The organism is Citrobacter sp. MGH110 (assembly GCF_001037515.1).
In the GTDB taxonomy this organism is placed as follows: domain Bacteria; phylum Pseudomonadota; class Gammaproteobacteria; order Enterobacterales; family Enterobacteriaceae; genus Citrobacter; species Citrobacter portucalensis.
The window spans coordinates 1,600,912-1,621,176 of sequence record NZ_KQ089830.1 but is presented as its reverse complement, the minus strand read 5'-3'; the positions used below and the strand labels follow the sequence as shown (position 1 = coordinate 1,621,176).

Annotated in this window: 22 protein-coding genes and 1 pseudogene; 12 read left to right on the top strand and 11 right to left on the bottom strand. The window is 49.6% G+C overall.

Annotation, left to right across the window (positions count from 1 at the left end; translation table 11 throughout):
* The first annotated feature begins 161 nt into the window (after positions 1-161).
* From yeaR to SK38_RS07695, 3 genes are all read left to right on the top strand, one after another.
* On the top strand, positions 162-524 hold the full coding sequence (gene yeaR, locus SK38_RS07705; protein ID WP_048235535.1) for a DUF1971 domain-containing protein YeaR: 363 nt from the start codon (positions 162-164) through the stop codon (positions 522-524).
* A 3-nt stretch (positions 525-527) separates the two neighbouring features.
* Entirely contained in the window at positions 528-710 is a 183-nt protein-coding gene (locus SK38_RS07700) for a DUF1869 domain-containing protein (protein ID WP_003832433.1), read from the top strand.
* Between the two features lie 218 nt (positions 711-928).
* Positions 929-1,573, top strand: coding sequence for a hypothetical protein (locus tag SK38_RS07695; RefSeq protein WP_048235534.1), 645 nt, complete (start codon positions 929-931; stop codon positions 1,571-1,573).
* 52 nt (positions 1,574-1,625) lie between these two features.
* Here SK38_RS07695 and fdhF read toward each other — a convergent pair whose 3' ends face one another.
* Positions 1,626-3,773 carry a formate dehydrogenase subunit alpha gene (gene fdhF / locus SK38_RS07690; RefSeq protein ID WP_048235533.1) on the bottom strand — a complete coding sequence of 716 codons (2,148 nt, stop codon included), beginning with the start codon at positions 3,771-3,773 and terminating at the stop codon, positions 1,626-1,628.
* Between the two features lie 361 nt (positions 3,774-4,134).
* Here fdhF and SK38_RS07685 point away from each other — a divergent pair, with 361 nt between their 5' ends.
* The gene (locus SK38_RS07685) at positions 4,135-4,383 is read left to right on the top strand and encodes a GlsB/YeaQ/YmgE family stress response membrane protein (RefSeq protein ID WP_003832440.1); all 249 of its coding nucleotides are present in this window, start codon (positions 4,135-4,137) and stop codon (positions 4,381-4,383) included.
* Between the two features lie 48 nt (positions 4,384-4,431).
* Here SK38_RS07685 and yoaJ read toward each other — a convergent pair whose 3' ends face one another.
* From yoaJ to SK38_RS07680, 3 genes are read right to left on the bottom strand one after another with little or no spacing between them, the layout of a single operon-like run.
* Positions 4,432-4,506 (bottom strand): protein YoaJ, encoded by a 75-nt coding sequence (yoaJ, locus tag SK38_RS24945; RefSeq protein ID WP_095533175.1) that lies wholly within the window; start codon positions 4,504-4,506, stop codon positions 4,432-4,434.
* Between the two features lie 2 nt (positions 4,507-4,508).
* Positions 4,509-4,607: a YoaK family small membrane protein gene (locus SK38_RS24940; protein WP_032941789.1), complete on the bottom strand. Its 99-nt coding sequence runs from the start codon at positions 4,605-4,607 to the stop codon at positions 4,509-4,511.
* Between the two features lie 47 nt (positions 4,608-4,654).
* Positions 4,655-5,680: a sensor domain-containing diguanylate cyclase gene (locus SK38_RS07680; RefSeq protein WP_048235532.1), complete on the bottom strand. Its 1,026-nt coding sequence runs from the start codon at positions 5,678-5,680 to the stop codon at positions 4,655-4,657.
* Positions 5,681-5,866: 186 nt separating this feature from the next.
* Here SK38_RS07680 and SK38_RS07675 point away from each other — a divergent pair, with 186 nt between their 5' ends.
* Entirely contained in the window at positions 5,867-6,115 is a 249-nt protein-coding gene (locus SK38_RS07675) for a putative hemolysin (RefSeq protein WP_048214378.1), read from the top strand.
* Positions 6,116-6,122: 7 nt separating this feature from the next.
* Here SK38_RS07675 and SK38_RS07670 read toward each other — a convergent pair whose 3' ends face one another.
* Complete coding sequence (locus SK38_RS07670) at positions 6,123-6,470, bottom strand: DUF488 domain-containing protein (RefSeq protein ID WP_048235531.1); 348 nt, start codon at positions 6,468-6,470, stop codon at positions 6,123-6,125.
* 198 nt (positions 6,471-6,668) lie between these two features.
* On the opposite strand from SK38_RS07670, the gene SK38_RS07665 reads away from it, so the two are divergent.
* Positions 6,669-7,376 carry a CTP synthase C-terminal region-related (seleno)protein gene (locus tag SK38_RS07665; protein WP_020996459.1) on the top strand — a complete coding sequence of 236 codons (708 nt, stop codon included), beginning with the start codon at positions 6,669-6,671 and terminating at the stop codon, positions 7,374-7,376.
* A gap of 37 nt (positions 7,377-7,413) precedes the next feature.
* Here the strand turns inward: SK38_RS07665 and SK38_RS07660 are convergent, their stop codons facing one another.
* Positions 7,414-8,601, bottom strand: a complete 1,188-nt coding sequence (locus tag SK38_RS07660) for a CynX/NimT family MFS transporter (RefSeq protein ID WP_032943103.1) — start codon at positions 8,599-8,601, stop codon at positions 7,414-7,416.
* Between the two features lie 99 nt (positions 8,602-8,700).
* Here SK38_RS07660 and SK38_RS07655 point away from each other — a divergent pair.
* Positions 8,701-9,499 (top strand): annotated as a pseudogene (locus SK38_RS07655) (AraC family transcriptional regulator).
* On the opposite strand, the gene SK38_RS07650 reads toward SK38_RS07655, so the two are convergent.
* The 3 genes from SK38_RS07650 to dgcJ form a co-directional block, all read right to left on the bottom strand.
* Positions 9,476-9,922: a DUF441 domain-containing protein gene (locus SK38_RS07650; protein ID WP_003832453.1), complete on the bottom strand. Its 447-nt coding sequence runs from the start codon at positions 9,920-9,922 to the stop codon at positions 9,476-9,478. The pseudogene SK38_RS07655 and the gene SK38_RS07650 sit on opposite strands and share 24 nt — an antisense overlap.
* A gap of 138 nt (positions 9,923-10,060) precedes the next feature.
* Positions 10,061-10,564 carry a YbaK/prolyl-tRNA synthetase associated domain-containing protein gene (locus SK38_RS07645; protein WP_032943105.1) on the bottom strand — a complete coding sequence of 168 codons (504 nt, stop codon included), beginning with the start codon at positions 10,562-10,564 and terminating at the stop codon, positions 10,061-10,063.
* Between the two features lie 44 nt (positions 10,565-10,608).
* A complete protein-coding gene (dgcJ, locus tag SK38_RS07640) occupies positions 10,609-12,099 on the bottom strand; it encodes a diguanylate cyclase DgcJ (RefSeq protein ID WP_048235529.1) in 1,491 nt (496 codons plus the stop codon).
* Positions 12,100-12,263: 164 nt separating this feature from the next.
* On the opposite strand from dgcJ, the gene SK38_RS07635 reads away from it, so the two are divergent.
* Positions 12,264-13,034, top strand: coding sequence for a class I SAM-dependent methyltransferase (locus SK38_RS07635; RefSeq protein WP_008784518.1), 771 nt, complete (start codon positions 12,264-12,266; stop codon positions 13,032-13,034).
* A 94-nt stretch (positions 13,035-13,128) separates the two neighbouring features.
* Here SK38_RS07635 and SK38_RS07630 read toward each other — a convergent pair whose 3' ends face one another.
* Both SK38_RS07630 and yeaG read right to left on the bottom strand, forming a co-directional pair.
* On the bottom strand, positions 13,129-14,412 hold the full coding sequence (locus SK38_RS07630) for a YeaH/YhbH family protein (RefSeq protein ID WP_008784519.1): 1,284 nt from the start codon (positions 14,410-14,412) through the stop codon (positions 13,129-13,131).
* A gap of 120 nt (positions 14,413-14,532) precedes the next feature.
* A complete protein-coding gene (gene yeaG / locus SK38_RS07625) occupies positions 14,533-16,467 on the bottom strand; it encodes a protein kinase YeaG (RefSeq protein ID WP_003030707.1) in 1,935 nt (644 codons plus the stop codon).
* A gap of 433 nt (positions 16,468-16,900) precedes the next feature.
* Here yeaG and SK38_RS07620 point away from each other — a divergent pair, with 433 nt between their 5' ends.
* The 4 genes from SK38_RS07620 to SK38_RS07605 all read left to right on the top strand — a co-directional run bounded on the left by SK38_RS07620 (position 16,901) and on the right by SK38_RS07605 (position 19,866).
* Complete coding sequence (locus SK38_RS07620) at positions 16,901-17,647, top strand: MipA/OmpV family protein (RefSeq protein ID WP_048235528.1); 747 nt, start codon at positions 16,901-16,903, stop codon at positions 17,645-17,647.
* 524 nt (positions 17,648-18,171) lie between these two features.
* Positions 18,172-18,471, top strand: coding sequence for a hypothetical protein (locus SK38_RS07615; protein WP_156183247.1), 300 nt, complete (start codon positions 18,172-18,174; stop codon positions 18,469-18,471).
* A 10-nt stretch (positions 18,472-18,481) separates the two neighbouring features.
* Entirely contained in the window at positions 18,482-18,832 is a 351-nt protein-coding gene (locus tag SK38_RS07610; RefSeq protein ID WP_032943110.1) for a hypothetical protein, read from the top strand.
* 179 nt (positions 18,833-19,011) lie between these two features.
* Positions 19,012-19,866: an aldo/keto reductase gene (locus SK38_RS07605; RefSeq protein ID WP_048235526.1), complete on the top strand. Its 855-nt coding sequence runs from the start codon at positions 19,012-19,014 to the stop codon at positions 19,864-19,866.
* The last annotated feature ends 399 nt before the right edge of the window (positions 19,867-20,265 follow it).

Here is a 20,265-nt window from a genome sequence, read left to right as displayed (position 1 = left end):
GCTGGTTGCGGCGGGCCTTCAATATGACGCTTTGCTTTTCATTTATAATTGTAGGGTTATAACCAATAAATGGTATTTTAAATGTATATTTTGAGGCGTACCCTGTGTACAGCAGCGATTCAATAAGACTCGCTGGTTGTCGACTGGAAAAGGGAAGAAAAATGCTTCAAATTCCACAGAATCATATCCATACACGCTCTACACCATTCTGGAACAAAGAAACTGCGCCTGCCGGAATTTTCGAACGCCACCTTGATAAAGGAACTCGTGCCGGGGTTTATCCACGACTTTCTGTTATGCAGGGGGCGGTCAAATATCTCGGATACGCCGATGAACACAGTCCGGGGCCAGTAGAGGTGATGGTTATTGAAGCCGGTCAGTTTGGCGTTTTTCCGCCGGAAAAATGGCATAACATCGAAGTGATGACCGACGACACTTACTTTAATATCGATTTTTTCGTTGCCCCGGAAGTTCTGATGGAGAGTGCAAATCAACGAAAAGTCGTGCGCACCGGCAAGGAGTAAATCATGGGCAAAGCAACCTATACCGTAACCGTGACCAATAACAGCAACGGTGTTTCTGTGGATTATGAAACAGAAGCGCCTATGACATTACTGGTGCCGGATGTGGCAGCAGAAGTGGTCAAAGACTTGGTCAATACCGTTCGTTCGTACGATACCGAGAATGAGCATGAAGTCTGCGGATGGTAGGCGTTAAATACTCTTACTGATTGAATACACAGAATTTTAATGTACTAACCGCACAGCGTTTTGACGGCGCCGTGCGGTTTTTTTATTTGTGTTGAACGTAGTGATGTCCGAAAAAAGATTCCTTAAGAATACCTTAAGAAATTCGCATTGAATGCTAATTGTCGATCATTCACAGGAGTTATGATCGCAAAACAGTAACAATACAGAACATCGCGCTTATGAAACTGAATACCCAAATTACATTCCCCACACTTATTCTAGGACTGGTCATTGTGGCGATCCCGTTCACCGCGAACTGGAATCTTCCGCTGCTTAACGGCACTGTCGTCAGATGGATCGAAAATGGGCAGGCGCTATGGCTACTGTTTGGTGCCGTATTTACCCTTGGCTATATCCGGCCTTTATCACGCCCTGAAGGGGAGAAGCAATTTTGGCTTTGGGCAGCCGTGTGGTGGTTGGTATTGCTGGGGAGAAGCACCAGTTGGGGCCGTGACTATTTCCCGGAGCAGCCTAAACTTCTGTTCAGAGCTATCTCTGTTGTAATGATTTCCATGATTATTCTGCCGGTGCTGTTGTCGAAGCGCTTACGCCTGGATATTGTCCGACGCGTGCGTAATGAACCGCTACCGCTCTGGCTGCTGGCGATCACCGCCTGCGCATTTTTGATTTCCGATACGGTAGAGCATCATCGTCTGCTGGCTCCCATCTTCCTGCACAATGTCCAATATGGCGATATGATTGAAGAATTGTACGAACTGCCGTTTATGGCTGGCCTGTTTCTGATGAACTTCGGTTTTATGCAGCGGGATATGCAGGAGGAATCTGCCTCCATCCGCTTCAGTGAACCACACCTGGTAAAGTAATGAGATAAAACCTGAGTCTGGGTATCCAGACTCAGGTGGCGATGCTGGGGAATTACGCAATGGCCTCACATAAGCGCGATTTCATGTCGCTATACGATTGAGCGGCATACTTTTCAGCCCATCTCTGATCGCTAATGTGCTCGATATTTACGGCACAATATTTGGTTTCCGGCGTTTTCGAGATTGGATCGAGGTTATCCTGGGTCAACTCGTTGCATGCACCAATCCACCATTGATAGGTCATATACACCGTTCCGGAATTGATACGCTCGGATACATCCGCACGGCTGATGACCTTACCCCGACGCGAGCTGACCCACACCAGATCACGATGACGGATACCGAGTTTTTCGGCATCATGGGTATTGATTTGCACATATCCTGGTTCATCAGCCAACGCTTGTAACGCTGCGCAGTTACCGGTCATCGAGCGACAGGAGTAATGCCCAACTTCACGCACGGTACACAGTACCAGCGGATAATTGTCATCCGGAACTTCTGCGGGCGCTCGCCACGGTGCGGCAAACAGTTTGCCTTTGCCGTTGGCGGTATCAAACTGGCTGTGCGCGTAAAGGTACGGCGTACCAGGACTATCGAGATCGGGGCACGGCCACTGAACATGCCCCATTTCCCCCATTTTCTCATAGGTCACGCCGTAGAACAGCGGGCACAGCTCGCGCATCTCATCCCAGATTTGCTGGTTATTTTGATACTGCATTGGATAGCCCATTTCGCTGGCCAAAAGGCTGATGATCTCCCAGTCACGTTTCACATCAGCGGTGGGCTCAATCGCTTTCTCAAAACGCTGGAAGCCGCGATCGGCGCAGGTAAATACGCCGCCATGTTCGCCCCATGAGGTGGCGGGCAGGAGGACGTCGGCCATTTCCGCTGTCTTAGTCATGAAGATGTCTTGCACGACGATAAAATCGAGCGCGTTAAACCCTTCCCGAACCAGGCACAGGTCGGCCTCGGTTTGCAGCGGATCCTCTCCCATGATGTAGTAGGCTTTTATTTTGCCTTCGAGAGCCAGATGCGGAACTTCAGTGATGCGCGTTCCAACCTTGTCATCCATCTGATTAACGTCAATGCCCCATGCGCTGGCGAATTTTTCCCTGACGGCGGAATCGGTCACGTCCTGATACCCCGGGAACTGGTTAGGTAGTACCCCCATATCGCACGCACCCTGCACGTTATTTTGCCCGCGCACCGGACCAACGCCGACGTTAGGGCGACCCAGATTCCCGGTCAACAACGCCAGGCTCGACAAACCGCGAACCACATCAACGGCCTGACCAAACTGGGTGACGCCCATCCCCCACATTACGGTTGCCGATGGTGCTGCGGCAAATGTACGCATTGCCTGACGAACCTGCTGTGCGGGAACACCGGTCAAATGTTCAACGGCTTCAGGCGCATAGTCCTTAACGGTTTCCCAGTATGTTTCCAGCCCTTCCGCATGCTTTTGCACATACTCGCGATCGTAGAGTTGCTCTTCGATAAGAACATGACCAAAGGCATTAACCAGCGCCATGTTGCAACCGTTTTTCAACTGCAAATGTTGGTCAGCAATACGGGCGGTTTCAATACGACGTGGGTCGCAGACAATGATTTTTGCGCCGTTCTGGCGAGCTTTAATTACCCGGCGGGCTACGATTGGGTGCGAGTCGGCGCAGTTATAACCAAAGATCAGCAGGCATTTTGAGTTTTCAATGTCGCTGATGGAATTGCTCATGGCGCCATTGCCTAACGTTTCTTGTAACCCGGCAACGGAAGGACCGTGACAGACGCGGGCGCAACAATCGACATTATTGGTATGAAGTACGCCACGTGCGAATTTTTGCATCACGTAGTTAGTTTCATTTCCGGTTCCCCGGGAGGAGCCGGTGGTCATGATGGCGCGAGGACCATAGGCTTTTTTGATTTCAGACAGGCGTTTTGCGGTGTAACGAATGGCTTCATCCCAGCTAACGGGCGTGAATTTGCCACCTTTTTCATAACGGATCATCGGGCGAGTCAGACGGGGAGTCAGGAGGCGAGTGTCGTTAAGAAAGTCCCAACCATAATAGCCTTTCAGGCATAACTGATTTTGGTTCGTTACACCCTCTGCGGCTTCGGCGCGGATGATTTTGTTATTTTCGACAACAAGCTTGAGCTTGCACCCGGCCCCACAGTATGGGCAAACACTGGTGATTTTTTTCATCAATAACAGACCTGTTAAATGCTGAAATAGCGCGAATTGTAGACGCAGCCGCGCGATAAGCACCGCGGACTACGATTTGTCGTAGCGACAAGTTGTTTAAGCATAAAGTGTGCCAGAAGTGAAAACCCAGCAATAACGGGGCTGAGGGCAAAAGAGTTAAGCATAATGACTGACGATTCGACATTAATGACGAGGAGCGGCAAAAATTTAGCCTGCCGGTCAGCAGTCATAACCTTATGAAACATCGGAAAAAGATGAAAATATGAAGTGATGACGATCACAAATTTTAATTTTTCAGCGCTATGCTATGCTTTTATACAACGAGTGAATCGTTAATTTAAAAACATAAGCGAGGAAAATTATGGGCATTATTTCATGGGTGGTTTTCGGTCTTATCGCTGGGATTTTGGCAAAATGGATTATGCCGGGTAAAGATGGCGGCGGGTTCTTTATGACCATTATCTTAGGGGTTGTCGGTGCGGTAGTGGGTGGCTGGATCAGTACCTTCTTTGGTTTTGGTAAAGTTGATGGTTTCAACTTCGGCAGTTTCGTGGTAGCGGTTATCGGTGCGATTGTGGTGTTGTTTATCTACAGAAAAATCAAAAGCTAACTAAACATGCAGATAATAGAGGCCACTGATAAGTGGCCTCTATTTTGGTTACCACCACCCCAGTTCCGTGCCCAGAACCACGATGATCGCCACGCCAATCATAATAATCGTTGTTTTTTTCATCGTTATGCTCCCGGCGCAGCGTAGCCGCCAATAAAAAACCAGGATAAGAAAACGACAGCGGAAATGAAAATAATGACAGGGAAAATAATACCGAGTCGCATACGATTATCTACCAGAGTTATTTAAAGACGAGCCAGCATAGCAGGGCTTAATGTACGACAAAAGGGGTTTTATCCTGACGCTTTTTATCCTGATACATTGCGCTGTCTGCAAGATGAAGCGCACAGTTTACATCAGTCTCCAGCGGATCAATTTCCACCACACCCAGACTGGCACCAGGATAAAACAGATGAATGTCACCCAGCTGGTAGTCACCGCAAATCTGCTGTTGTAGCTGATTTTTCACCTGCTGCAGACGCATAAGTTGATCCAGTTCATCTTCCGCTGACAGGCGAACGACTAAAAATTCGTCACCGCCTAGTCGACCGAGAATGTCATTATCATTACATTTACGGAGCAGGCGCTGCCCAATCTGTATCAGGAACTGGTCACCAACCTCGTGGCCAAAGCGGTCATTAATCAGTTTGAAATCATCCAAATCGATATAGGCGACAACTATCTTCTGCCTGAGATGGCGGGCAAGCGAAAAAAGGGTTTCCACATTTTCAAATATTGCGCGCCGATTCGGTAAACCGGTCAGGGCATCGGTGTAGGAGTGAGCAATCAGCGCGGCGTTCGCTTCACGTAACTGAGCAACCAACGACTCTTTTTGAATCGACTGGGCGATCAGACCGGCAAACAGATGTAATACTTGTTCTCCACGTTGGCTCAATGCCTGCTGGCGGCGGCTGGTAGCGCAGAGTGTACCGTAAAACGTTCCGTCAGGAAGATGAACGGGAGTGCTCAGAAAGGTGGTGATGTCCAGTGCGCGAGCGGCGGTACATTCCGGCCAGCGTGCGGGCACGTTGTCACTGTACAGACAGTTTTCCTCAATAGCGCGTTTGCACAGCGTTTCATCCCACGGCACGGATAGCCCTTCGGGGATCTGCATTTGGCGGCTATTACGTGCATACAGAATATGCTGCAGACGGGCATCCAGATCGACCTTGGTCAGGTAGGTCGATTCCATCTCAGTCACCATCTCCAGCATCTCCAGAAGTTGCCGAACCAGACTTTCAACAGACTGCTCCGTGGCTAAGGATTGTGAGACTCTGGCAAGGATCATGTCCGACATGAGATGTAAATGCTCCTGAGTAATGACTGGGCTGACGTTGCCCGCATGATAGAACATCAAGGTGAAAGATGAAACACGCCATCCAGCTCAGAATGTAAACATAAAATGGATAGCTGGCAGGAAAACATGGAGATAGATGGAAAGTCGGGGTAACCTGCCAGGATAAGGTTTTTAACAGGAGTAAATATGAAACTGGCATCTATTGTTTTGCCCGGTTTGCTGGTGCTGGCGGGGTGTACCACGGAACCGGAAGCGCCTGTGCCACCGAAAGTTGGCATGGCGAATCCAGCATCGGTGTATTGCGAACAAAAGGGCGGCTCGTTGATTGCGGTGCAGACTCCGCAAGGTGTTAAGTCTGACTGCAAACTACCCAACGGGGAAGTGATTGATGAATGGTCACTCTGGCGTAGAGATCATCCGGCAACGGCCAAGTAATACGCGGTCAGCATTGACGTAGCCACTCAGCGAGCACCAGTGCGTGGTTTTGCTGGGTATTTTTCGCCGCATACAGTAGCGTTAAGGTTTGCTGCTGGGCAATCTCTGCGAGGCGCTTTCCTTCCTGCTGCTGTTGGGCCAGCTCTGCGCGATATTGCTCGGAAAAGTGTGAAAAATCGATCAGTTCTGCGTGGAATGCTTTGCGCAATTCAGAAGATGGCGTCAGCGTTTTATTCCATTCGTTGAAAGTAAGGTCAGTCTTTTTTATTCCGCGTGGCCACAACCGGTCGACCAACACGCGATAACCATCGCTTTTTTCTGCCGGGTCATACACGCGTTTACACTGAATCTTCATCTCTTCATCCGCTCCTTTCAGCTACCGCTCAGGTATTTATCATCAACTTTATTACGGTTAAATAAGATCGTAAAACGTGACCATTATAGCATTTTGCCCGCCCTGACTCCCAATTTAAGGGATTGTGATACCACTAAAAAGTCGGTAGGCTGAGGCTCCTTATGCTGTCCCTTATTGTCAGGACACAAGGAAAGCTTAATGGAAATTTCCCCAATTAAAGATACGCTTCGCATTGCGCTGGTGGGCGATTACAGCCCCGATATTGTGGCGCACCAGGCTATTCCCCTTGCTATCGATGATGCTGCCGCCGTCCTGGAATTGGTGGCTGATTACGACTGGCTAACCACATCTGATATCAACAGCAGTGAGGACTTGATTGGCTATGATGCCATCTGGGTCGTTCCAGGCAGTCCATATCGCCATCTTGAAGGGGCGCTGATAGCGATACGCTACGCGCGTGAAAACAGCATCCCGTTCCTGGGGACCTGCGGCGGCTTTCAACATGCGATTCTGGAGTACGCCCGCAACGTGCTGGGCTGGAGCGATGCCGCCCACGCCGAGACGGACACCACGGGTCGGATGGTGATAGCACCATTGACCTGCTCGCTGGTAGAAAAAACGGATGATATTGAGCTGCGGGCCAATACGCTGATTGCCAAAGCCTACGGGCGGGATGTTATCACCGAGGGATATCACTGCAACTATGGCGTATCGGAGGATTTTGCCGCCGAGCTTGAAAGCGGCGATCTTCGGGTGACCGGTTGGGATGAGGCTGGTGATATTCGTGCCATTGAGCTGGTGACGCATCCATTTTATGTTGGCACGCTCTTTCAGCATGAACGCGGAGCGCTGGCGGGAAAACCCGTACCGTTAGTTCAGGCGATGCTGCGCGCCGCGCGCGGATAAAAAAACGGGCAGGTTGTTCACGAACCTGCCCTGTGTATTATGCGCTCGCGATCTCCCGATTACGCCCCGCGCACAGACCAAATACCGCCATCAGCATCGCTAACACGGCGACCCCGCCAAGAGGAATCAGCCAGCTATCGTTGAGGTCGTGAATTTTCCCCATCAGCGGTGGCCCGCAGGCGGCCAGTAAATACCCAACAGATTGTGCCATGCCGGACAGGGCAGCAGCCTGATGCGCTGAGCTTGCGCGCAGGCCAATAAAGGTCAAGCCGAGGATCATCGTCGCGCCTGAGCCAAAGCCAAACAGGATGGTCCATAGCAATGCCTGGTCGGGCATTATGGCGAATCCCGCCGCGCCGACGGCGCACATTAATGAAACCAGAGCGGCGATGGCGCGCTGATCCTTAAATCTGTTCAGGACGAGAGGAATCAATAATCCCGGCGCGGCGGTCGCCAGCTGCAGTAAACCATGCAGCGAACCGGCCTGCGCCTCGCTGTAGCCGTGGCTGATCAAAATGGCGGGCAACCAGCCGATGATGACGTAGTAGATAAGCGAATTGATCCCCAGAAACAGCGTCACCTGCCAGGCGAGGCTGGAGCGCCAGATCGCGCGGGAATGCAGAGCGCGCGAGCTGCTCAAGCTGGCATTGGCCATCTGGCGGCATTGGGGTAACCAGATAATCAGTGCCAGTAGCGGAAAGGCCATCAGTACCATCAGCGCACCGCGCCAGCCAAACCCGTTCAACGCCAGCGGTACCACAATGGCGGAACCCAGTGCCGCTGCTGCGCCCATGGTCAGCGAGTATGCGCCAGTGAGTTTCGCCACATGCTGAGCAAAATCACGCTTAATCAGTCCGGGTAAAAGCACATTTCCCAATGCGATTCCGCAACCAATGATAGCGGTGCCGCTAAACAGGAACCCTGGTGAGGGCAGAGAACGTATCGCAATACCCGCGCAAATCAGTAGCATAGCGACAAACAGGCTGCGTTCGATACCCCAACGGCGCGCAACAGCGGCAGCCAGAGGTGAAACCAGTGCGAAAGCCAGCAGTGGCAGGGTGGTCAGAAGCCCCGTCTGGGCGGTGCTCAGACCGTAGTCGGCGCGAATTGCATCCAGCAACGGGGCTGCACCGGTAAAGGTGACGCGCAATGTGGTGGCAATCATCAGGATCCCCGCGATCAGCAACGCTGCGTTCTTGCCACGGGAGGAAGGTGTATTTGTCATTTTTTTCTCATATCGTCAGGCGAGGCGATACCTTAGCGTTTTTACTCAATGGATGAATCAAGCTAAAATGACAGTTTATCGCTTAAATCGGACATTTTTATGTTAGGACTGAGGCTGGATGGATACGAACCCGATCTTCACCACGATGCGGCGGTGGCGTTTTGTATTCAGGCCCGGGAAGATGAACTTTTCAGTCCGCTGCATCAGCACCGTAAAGGCCAGTTGATTCTGGCGTTGCATGGCGCGATCACCTGTGAGGTTGAGAATGCTATGTGGATGGTGCCCCCGCAATATGCGGTGTGGATCCCCGGTGAAATTCCACACAGCAACCACGTTACCGTTGGCGCACAATTGTGCTTTTTGTTTATTGAGCCGCAGGCCGTTGTGATGCCCGATCGTTGCTGCACGCTGAAAATTGCTCCGTTGTGCCGGGAGCTTATTCTGGCGCTGGCATCCAAAACGGATGCCCAACGGCTGGAGCCGGCAACCCAGCGGCTGACGCAAGTGCTGTTTGATGAACTGCCGCAGCAACCCCAGGAGCAAATGCAGTTGCCGGTTTCCGATCACCCGAAAATTCGCAGAATGGTCGCAACGATGGCGAGAGAGCCTGCACAATGGCAGACGTTGGGGCAATGGGCCAGCGTATTTGCGATGAGTGAACGTAACCTTGCTCGCCTGGTCGTCAAAGAAACGGGGTTAAGTTTTCGCCGCTGGCGTCACCAGCTCCAGCTGATTCTGGCGCTGCAGGCGTTAATTGATGGTCGCAATGTACAACAGGTCGCGCAAATGCTCGGGTACGATTCGACCACGGCATTTATCACTATGTTCAAAAAAGGCCAGGGACAGACGCCAGGCCGTTATCTGAACGGGCTGGCTACTGCTTCCCAACAATCAATGAGACCAGACCTGCCGCAATAAGCGGCCCCACTGGCACACCGCGAAACAGCGCCACGCCCAGTACCGTGCCCACCAGTAAACCAGCAACAAGCTGAGGCTGGCTACCCATTAGCGTAACGCCGCGTCCGCCAAGCCAGGAGACAAATACCCCAACGGCAATAGCAACCAGTGATTTCCAGTTCACAAAGGAGTGGATGAGCGTGGAGGGCGGTAGCGTTCCGCTGGCGATCGGCGCCATGACGCCAATGGTCAGAATTATAATCCCGACGGTCAGGCCCTGTTTTTCAATCCAGGGAAAGAAGGTATTCAGTGGGGTAACACGGACTATTATCAGCACCAGAATTGAAACAGCGACAGTGGTGTTGTGGCTGACAAAGCCCAGAGCTGCCAGTCCGAGCAGGATCAGCAGAGTGACATCAAACATCGTAGTTTCCTTGCCAAAAGAAAAAATAAGCCTGCTTACTGTACGCGTAAATGCGTGACGGAACAGGCTTTTTTTAATGATTATGATTTTTTTTGGGCTAACGCACGAAGCGATGTTTTTTACTGCTAACTTGTGCAGTTATTGTTCTCTGCGGAACGGGATTAATTCCGGTTGCGCGATGCGCAGGTAATCTGCGGTATCCATGATCACAGATTTTTCCAGCATTCCGGCATTGAACGCAATTTCATTAAAACGCTCAAACAACAGCGGGTCGGCGACCAGCTTGAGGTTCGGATGAAAACTGAACGGTGGGATAGCGCCAAATACGCAGCCAGTCAGTTCATCTACCTCCGCCGGGCTGGCAAGTGACGCTCTCAACCCGCCAATATGGCTGGCCAACAGGCTCAGGTCGGCCTGCTGATCGGCAGAGAGGATCGCCAGAACATGCTGATTGACGCCGTTGCCTTTTACTTTGCAGACCAGCGCTTTTGCACCCTGACCCAGTGCGGTACCGCGAATTTCAGAGACAGCTTCACATTTGCCTACGGCTTCATGGCTGACTACGCGGTAGGTCGCACCGTGTTCTGACAACAGGGAGATTAAACGCTGGTGCGTTGCGTTACCTTTGTTTACTTCCGTCATGACTTACTCCTGGTACAACAATGAAAATCCTGTCAGAAAAATAATTACGCATCGGTGCGTTTTTTCTGTTTGTTCAGGTAGAGCTGTGCATCAGATGCTTTGTAGGCATCATCAATGGTGTCGTTTGGCTGCATATTATAAATCCCGACAGAGAAGCTGATTGATCTATCTTGCGCAATAATTTGTAAGTTATAGCGAATCCTCTCCAGCAGGCGGGGCGTTAATTCACTGGGGTGATCGATGAGGATAATGCAAAACTCATCGCCGCCGAGGCGGATGGCATAGTCGCTTTTGCGAATGGACGTTTGAATAGCTTTGGCCAAAATGGTGATAATGCGATCGCCTTCCTTATGCCCCAACGTATCATTAATAACTTTTAGTTTGTCGCAATCAATGGCGATAAAGGTCACGAGCGTTCCTGTGTTCACCAACTGTTGCAAACGCTGCTCAAGCGCTGGCGTAAAAATTTTACGGTTGTAGAGCCCTGTCATCGCATCACTGACATTTTCCCGTGTGACGTTGTGATACAAGCGAAAATGCGTTCTGACCATATTCAGCAGCAATATCGTTGCCAGTAGATAGAAGGCGAATATCTTCCAGGACGAGACAATAAAGTACATAACATCAAGTGAGAGGGTGATTCGTATACCGCCAGGTATGTCCTTCTCATAGTGAACATAGCGGAATAGATCGGTTTCACTTTTATGAACGAGGATCTCTTTACCTGAACTGGTGTCAGAGACCGTTACGTTAAGATAACGCCAGACGAGAGGGCGGTCGCTGGTATAGAAAATATTCTGTAAATTCTCTTTATTAATATCCACCATCACCACGCCTTTTAGCTTATTGGCGTAGTAAACCGGTGTTAAAAAGCTCATCACCTTTTTCTCGGTCAGGTTATCTTCATAAATACTGGAGATCACCGTGCGGCCAGTAAAAATACCGTCAATATCATTCTGGTCGATTCCCAACGTACCTTTTTGCAAAAACGACCAGTTGTGTATCGCAAATTTCCGCGAGTCGATCACATCATAGAAATAAACGTAGTTATTTTTGAGATCGACGTAATATCGAAATTTATACTCCAGCGTCCCTAATCCCTGACCGTAATCTTTCTGCTGGCGATTAACATTGACCGCCCGGTCAAAAGAGGGCAGCAGAAAAATGTCATCAAGCTGTTCGCTACATTTTGTTGAGGTGGTCTGCAACGTACCGTGTAATGGCAGATAGTTGCGCTTAGTGAGATTGAGCCCATGAGTGCCGTTAACGCTGTCGAAAGCGTTGCAAAGTACTTTTTGCTGTTCGAGAGAAGCAGGCCCCTGAGGGGATGAAAATGTGCGCATCAGATGGGCTGCGATGCTCTGATTTGTGTACTTATCATAGAGAAACGAGGAGTCGGCTTTCTCATTGATATAGCGCATGTACGCATTCATTGCTTTATCACTAGCAATGAGCTCATAAACCAAAAAAGAAGATGTCAAAACAATTACGCTGACGGAGATAAAGATCCTGAGCGCTTTATGATGCAATTTCATAATGATTTACAGCCCTGTAAGTCTGATACTTCAGTCTATCACACGGCATACATCCGCTCTAACGCTACGGGAAAGGACATTTTGAAATAAAAATCATTCGCGTACTTCACCTTTAACTCTTAATGTTGTATTTATAATGCAACTTATGCAAAGGAGACAGGCCAATGAGCGCGACTGAAAAAGCGGGTCATACATTTTTAGCCAGCCTGGGCAAAACCCGTCTGCGTCCGGGCGGTGTTGAAGCAACAGAATGGTTGTTTAGCCAGTCACAGCTGACGCCCGGCAGCCAGGTACTTGAAGTGGCGTGCAACATGGCCACGACGGCGATAGAGTTAGTTCAACGCTATGGCTGTACCGTATACGCCATTGATATGGATAAAACCGCACTGTCAAATGCAAGGAATAACGTAGCGGCAAATGGTCTGGAAAATCATATTCATGTGATGGCTGCTAACGCCAACACTCTTCCTTTTGCGGATAACAGTTTCGATGTTGTGATTAACGAAGCCATGCTGACAATGTATGCCGATAAAGCGAAGGCGAAGTTAATTGCCGAATATTATCGCGTGTTGAAGCCCGGTGGGCGTCTGCTCACCCACGATATTATGTTCACCGCCCAAAAACTGGGCGCGGGCGATCAGGGCCAGCTTGTCGATGTGGTGAAATCAAACGTTAGCCCAATGACCAGACAAGGCTGGCGTGATTTGTTTCTTAACTGCGGGTTCGAACAGGTCCTGCAGCAGAATGGCAACATGTCGCTGATGTCGCCGCGCGGATTAGTTCGTGATGAAGGGCTTACGGGGGCGGTAAAAATTGTGTTTAACGGCTTACGCACGAGCGAAAATCGTCGTCGTTTCCTGAAAATGTTTCGCTTCTTCCGTTCGCAACGTCATCAACTCAATTACATTGCCTGCTGCTCTGTAAAGGGAAAATAAAAAGGATAAACGGATGAATATTGATAAGATGAAAAAACAGCACCCGTAAAAAATCAGCCAGAGAAGATAACCTCTGGCTGATTTGTTTAGGTGGTTAACTATTGCTGGTCGTACTTTGTTTATGAAACAGTTCGCGGAATACCGGGTAAATATCATCCTGGTCGCGAATATGTTGCATCGCAAAGTTATCAAAAGTTGATTGCAGATGTTCGTATTCACGCCACAAGGTTTGGTGAGCGCGGCGAGTGATTTCGATATAGCTGTAATAGCGGACCACTGGCAGCAGTTTTTTCGCCAAAATTTCATGACACAGCGGTGAATCATCAGCCCAGTTATCACCGTCCGATGCCTGTGCAGCATAGATGTTCCACTGGGCAGGGTTGTAGCGCTCTTTCACCACTTCATCCATTAACTTCAGCGCACTGGAGACAATGGTTCCCCCGGTTTCCTGAGAGTAGAAGAACTCATGCTCATCCACTTCTTTCGCCTGGGTATGGTGGCGAATATAAACCACCTCCACGTTCTTATAGGTCCGGCTTAAGAACAGATACAGCAGGATATAAAAACGTTTAGCCATATCTTTGGTCGACTGATCCATTGAACCAGAAACGTCCATCAGGCAGAACATTACCGCCTGGCTGGAAGGGTCGGGGCGTTTTTCATAATTCTTGTAGCGTAAATCAAAGGTGTCGATAAATGGCACGCGTTCGATTTTTGCCCGTAGTTCGGCAATCTCTTTGCGTAACCGTTCCTCTTCCAGCAACTGTGCTGGTTCGCTTTTCGCGATGGTTTCCAGATCCGCTTCGAGAGCATGCAGTTCGCGACGCTTACCCGCTGTCATCGCCGTGCGGCGCGCCAGTGAGTTTTGCAGGGATCGCACCACGCTGATGTTGGCTGGCACACCGTTAGAGGTAAAACCTGCCCGGTGCGTTTTGTACTCCGTTAGCTGACGCTGCTGATTCTGCTTCAGGTTAGGAAGTGCTAAATCTTCGAACAACAGATCGAGATATTCATCTTTAGAGATCTGAAAGACGAACTCATCCTGACCCTCACCATCCTGGCTGGCCTGGCCTTGTCCGCTTCCTGAACCGCCACCGCCGCCCTGTGGGCGTTCAATGCGGTCATTCTGCACAAAATGGTCGTTACCCGGATGCACGCGATGGCGCAGGCCACCACGTCCCTGATGAAACATAGGTTCGCTAATATCATCAGTCGGAATAGAGACAGATTCGCCGCTATCCACATCAGTCACCGAACGCTTGTTAATGGCCTCGGAGATCGACTGTTTAATTTGCGATTTATAACGGCGTAAGAAGCGCTGGCGGTTTACCGTGCTCTTGTTTTTGCCGTTAAGACGCCGGTCAATAAACCAGGTCATAAGCCCCCCGTACTGCCAACTGTTCGCCATGTCTGTAAGTGCCGGATGGCGCTGGCGCTATCCGGCCTACGGAACATTGTTTTGCAAGCCCGGTAAGCGCATGCGCACCGGGCACTTATGTTAAGACGATTTACGTACGCGCAAATACCATTCGCACAGTAAACGCACCTGTTTACGCGTGTAGCCTTTTTCCATCATACGGTCGACAAAATCGTCGTGTTTTTTCTGCTCGTCAGTCGAGGTTTTAGCATTGAACGAAATGACCGGCAGCAGCTCCTCGGTATTGGAGAACATTTTCTTCTCAATAACCGTGCGCAGTTTTTCGTAACTGGTCCAGTTTGGATTGCGACCGCTGTTATTCGCTCTGGCACGCAGAACAAAGTTGACGATCTCGTTACGAAAATCTTTCGGGTTACTGATACCCGCCGGCTTCTCAATTTTCTCCAGTTCTGAGTTTAGTGACTCGCGGTCAAACAGCTGACCGGTATCCGGGTCGCGATACTCCTGATCCTGAATCCAGAAATCCGCATAAGTGACATAACGGTCGAAAATGTTCTGTCCGTATTCGGAATAGGATTCGAGATAAGCCGTCTGGATCTCTTTGCCGATGAATTCAGCATATTTCGGGATCAAATAGCCTTTCAGGAACTCAAGATAACGCTCAGCTTGCTCCTGCGGGAACTGTTCACGTTCGATTTGCTGCTCCAGTACGTAAAACAGATGTACCGGGTTAGCTGCCACTTCGGCATGGTCAAAGTTAAAGACGCGAGAGAGGATCTTAAACGCGAAACGCGTGGACAGACCGTTCATTCCCTCATCAACCCCGGCGTAATCCCGATACTCCTGATAGGATTTCGCTTTCGGATCGGTATCTTTCAGGCTTTCGCCATCGTAAACGCGCATCTTCGAGTAAATGCTCGAGTTCTCAGGTTCTTTCAGGCGAGAAAGAATGGTAAAGCGAGAGAGCGTTTCCAGTGTGCCCGGTGCGCAAGGCGCATGGGTCAGCTCACTGTGGTTAAGCAGTTTTTCGTAAATTTTGATCTCTTCAGAGATACGCAGGCAATAAGGCACTTTGACGATGTAAACACGGTCAAGGAACGCCTCATTGTTTTTGTTATTACGGAACGTTACCCATTCGGACTCGTTCGAGTGGGCAAGAATAATCCCGTTAAACGGCAGGGCAGAGATACCTTCTGTCCCGTTGTAGTTTCCTTCCTGGGTGGCGGTCAGCAGAGGATGCAGCACTTTAATCGGTGCTTTAAACATCTCAACGAATTCCATAATCCCCTGGTTTGAACGACACAGTGCACCCGAATAACCGTAGGCATCAGGATCGTTCTGGGCGTGGTGTTCGAGTTTACGAATATCCACTTTCCCGACCAGCGCAGAAATATCCTGGTTGTTTTCATCACCAGGCTCCGTTTTGGCGATTGCGATCTGCTCCAGAATAGACGGCCAGACTTTGACGACGCGGAATTTTGTAATGTCCCCGCCAAAATCGTGCAGACGTTTCGCAGCCCAGGGCGACATGATCGTACCGAGATAGCGACGCGGGATCCCATACTCTTTTTCCAGGATCTGCGCGTCTTCCTGCGGATTAAACAGGCATAACGGATGATCGTTGACCGGGCTACGTTCGCCATTAGCACTCAGGACATAAATTGGTACTCTCTGCATCAGCGACTTCAGCCGCTCAGCAAGAGATGATTTCCCCCCTCCCACAGGCCCCAGCAGATACAGAATCTGCTTCTTCTCTTCCAGACCCTGAGCCGCATGTTTCAAATAAGAAACAATTTGCTCAATGGCGTCTTCCATGCCGTAAAACTCTTCAAAGGCGGGATAGCGTGCAATTACCCGATTCGAAAAGAGTCGAGAAAGTCGAGGTTCGTGGGCAGTGTCGACCATGACAGGCTCACCAATAGCCATTAATAGCCGCTCTGCCGCGTTGGCATAAGCACTGCGATCTTGCCGACAAGTGGTAAGAAACTCCTGCAGCGTGAACTCTTCGTCCTTGGCAGCTTCATAACGCTGGCGATAGTGATCGAATATATTCATGGTATGCCGTCCTTTCGTTTTTTAGCACATGTTAAGAGCCGTTCATATGAATAGTAGAGGCCCCTGAAGAGGTAAACTGAACGACGTCGTTGCTGAAGAAATAAGCAACTCTCATGCCATTTTAGTGGTCAGGAGATCAACGTATTCGGTGATACACCTTCTAAAATTAAGCGTAGATGGCATTTGCAAAACTTGCCTGTGTGCGCAAATGAATTTCAATGGCATATCAATAACTCATCAGCAAAAAAAGCACATCTTATGTAAAGAATTGGAGCGGGATTCATGCGGTGTTCACCGTCCTGCAAGCAAAATGTCATCACTCGCTGAGAAATTAGGGGGTTACATTCTGGGGCGAATACGTAAAATAGTTGGGCTGAAGCGTATTGGCGGTTACACTTTGACCGCTACACTTTTGAATAAGGAATTATGGATTGTGACCAAACTCAAACTTCTGGCACTTGGCGTCCTTGCCGCAACCGCAGTTAGCACCGCACAGGCGGAAAGTCAGTGGACTGTTGGCGCGGGTGTCGGCGTGATTAACAGCCCGTACAAACAGTATGACCGCGATGTTTACCCTGTTCCGGTTGTCACCTATGAAGGCGATAATGTCTGGTTCCACGGCTTGGGTGGCGGCTACTATCTGTGGAATGACACGGCAGATAAGCTTTCCATCATGGCGTACTATGATCCGACGCATTTCAAGCCAGGTGATAGCGATAGCCATGCTTTGCGCCAACTCGACAAGCGTAAAAGCAGCATGATGGCTGGCCTTTCGTATGTACATAACACCCAGTATGGTTTCCTGCGTACTGCACTGGCGGGTGATACTCTGGATAACAGCAACGGCTTTATCTGGGATCTGGCCTGGCTCTACCGTTACACTAATGGTGGGCTGACTCTGACGCCGGGTATCGGTGTGCAGTACAGCAGCGAAAACTACAACGACTATTATTATGGCGTGTCCAATCACGAGTCTCGCCGCAGTGGTCTGAAAAGCTACAACGCTGACGATGGATGGGATCCGTACCTGGAGTTGACCGCGAGCTATAACTTCATTGGAAACTGGAACGTATACGGAACTGGCCGTTATGTGCGCTTGAGTGATGAAGTGAAGGACAGTCCGATGGTCGATAAGTCCTGGTCTGGCATCTTCTCGGTGGGTCTAACTTACAAGTTCTGATGCTACTGCGCGTCAAGCACTAGCCCGCATCAGTGCGGGCTTTTTTGTGCGTGACGGAGATGAATATTGATCTAAAACATGAGATTTGATTTTTTGTGCTGTTTTGGCATTCTGTCAGGCGACAACGAATTTTTAACGTATTATTCCTGTCGCTGTTACTAAAAATAAACCTGCTATTTTATTAGCCTGTTATCTATTCATTTTTGAATGAAATATAGTCGTGAAGGTTTAGCAAGTCATTGTCATGAGGTAATGGTTTGTAGCTATACAATGCTTTGATAATACTAGGGTTTATGATCGAGGTAAGCGTTATTTTCTTATTGTTAAGCACAATGAAAATTATTGATAACTCTTTTAGCATGTTTATCTCATGGCGAAAGTTAACTTTCATGTGAAAAAAACAAAAATTAATCGATTGATTTTAATTTTACATCTTTAGGTATTTATCTGAAAAAAATTAAATTGACATTAAATATCCCATTGCAGATATTAAGTAAACTTTAAAGTATCGACAGCAACCCTTCATGGCATTAAATATAATTCGCCATGTGGATTTTTTGAGAATAAACCTAGTATATATAATGAAAAAGTTAATCATGATAGCTGTGATGGGCGGGATTCTGGCTGGTTGTTCCACCGAGGCTTCACGCATGAATGCTTGCGAAAGCAAGGGTGTGAGCCGTGATGCCTGTTATGTTGCTGAGCAAAACCGTCAGGCGACAATCAATGCTGCCGCTGAAAAACAGGCTATGGAAAATGCGCAAAACTTGTATGGCACAAATGATAAAAATTCCAGTCACCACCACAAACACGATAAATATTAAGGTTTAACTAATGAAGAAATTAATTATTATCGCTGCTCTGGTGGCTTCCTCTGCTGCGCCTGCGTATGCCATCAGTGAGGCTTATCGTCAACAATTACAGCATGAACATAAAACCATGGTCAGTGACACGAATGCCCCGGTACACGCCAGTAAAATCACGCCCGTGCATGTGAATAAACTTGGAGTGGACTTTAAACGTGGTGCTGATGGCATTGCTTATATTAATGGCAAACCTGCGGCAAATGATGAGAATAGTGCTGAAGCTCAGTCTTATAGCGCAGGTTTGATTTCCGTCATCGTCTATAAAAACGGAAAAATCAACGCTATGAAAGAGGGAAAATATTTGGGTCGGTTGAAATAACCACTTCGTAGATAAGATTTTGTATTTTTTCGGCCCGGGAACATTTGCTGTTCCCGGGCTTTTTATTTCGCTCGCCTTAACGATCGGTTTCCAATCCATAATGGTGCAATTTGTGCACCCTAACAGGACACATGCACGTTGTTTTGCTTTACTGTGGTGCATTAACACAGGAGGGTGCGATGACAGCGAAACAGGTGACGTTTACAAACCAGGTATCGCTTCCTGCTATTGGGCAGGGAACATGGTACATGGGCGAGGATCCATGCCGACGCCGGGATGAAGTGTCTGCGCTGCAGGCCGGACTGGATCTCGGCCTGCGATTGATTGATACCGCAGAAATGTACGCTGATGGTGCAGCGGAAGAGGTGGTGGGTGAAGCATTAACGGGACGGCGTGATAGCGCTTTTTTAGTCTCGAAAGTTTACCCATGGAATGCCGGTGGACAGAAAGCCATTGCCGCCTGCGAAGCGAGCCTGCGTCGACTGAAAACTGATTATCTGGATCTCTATTTGCTGCACTGGATGGGCGATTTTTCATTTGCAGAGACCATCGATGCCATGGAAACACTGATTGCGCAGGGGAAAATCCGCCGTTGGGGCGTCTCAAATCTCGATTATGATGATATGCAGGCGTTATGGCAGGTACCCGGTGGACGAGAGTGTGCAACTAACCAGGTGCTTTATCATTTAGCCTCGCGCGGTATTGAATATGATTTACTGCCGTGGTGCCAGCAGCAGCAGATGCCGGTCATGGCATACAGTCCGCTGGCTCAGGCGGGACGACTGCGTGGAGATTTGCTTTCTAACTCTGTGGTGAATGACATCGCGCGTGCGCACAATGTTAGCGCTGCGCAGATTTTGCTGGCATGGGTGATTCGTCAGTCGGGTGTAATAGCCATCCCGAAAGCCGCAAGCGTAGCGCATGTCGAACAAAATGCCGCCGCGCTGGGGATAATGCTCTCTGTAGATGAGTTGAAGCAGTTAGATAAGGCGTATCCGGCGCCCAAAGGTAAAACCGCGCTGGATATGGCCTGATTTGCCAAATGCCGATGATCCCACAGCTTATCAGGCCTACGGCTGTATGTAGTTTGTAGGCCGGATAAGGCGTTAGCCGCATCCGGCACGATGCGCGGAACTGTCTGATGGTGCTGTGCTTATCAGGCCTATGGCTGCATGTAGTGTGTAGGCCGGATAAGGCGTTGGCCGCATCCGGCACGGTGCGCGGAACTGCCTGATGGCGCTGTGCTAATCAGGTCTACGGTTGTATGTAGTTTGTAGGCCGGATAAGGCGTTGGCAGCATCCGGCACGGTGCGCGGAACTGCCTGATGCGCTGAGCTTATCAGGCCTACGGCTGCATGTAGTTTGTAGGCCGGATAAGGCGTTAGCCGCATCCGGCACGGTGCGCGGAACTGCCTGATGGCGCTGTGCTAATC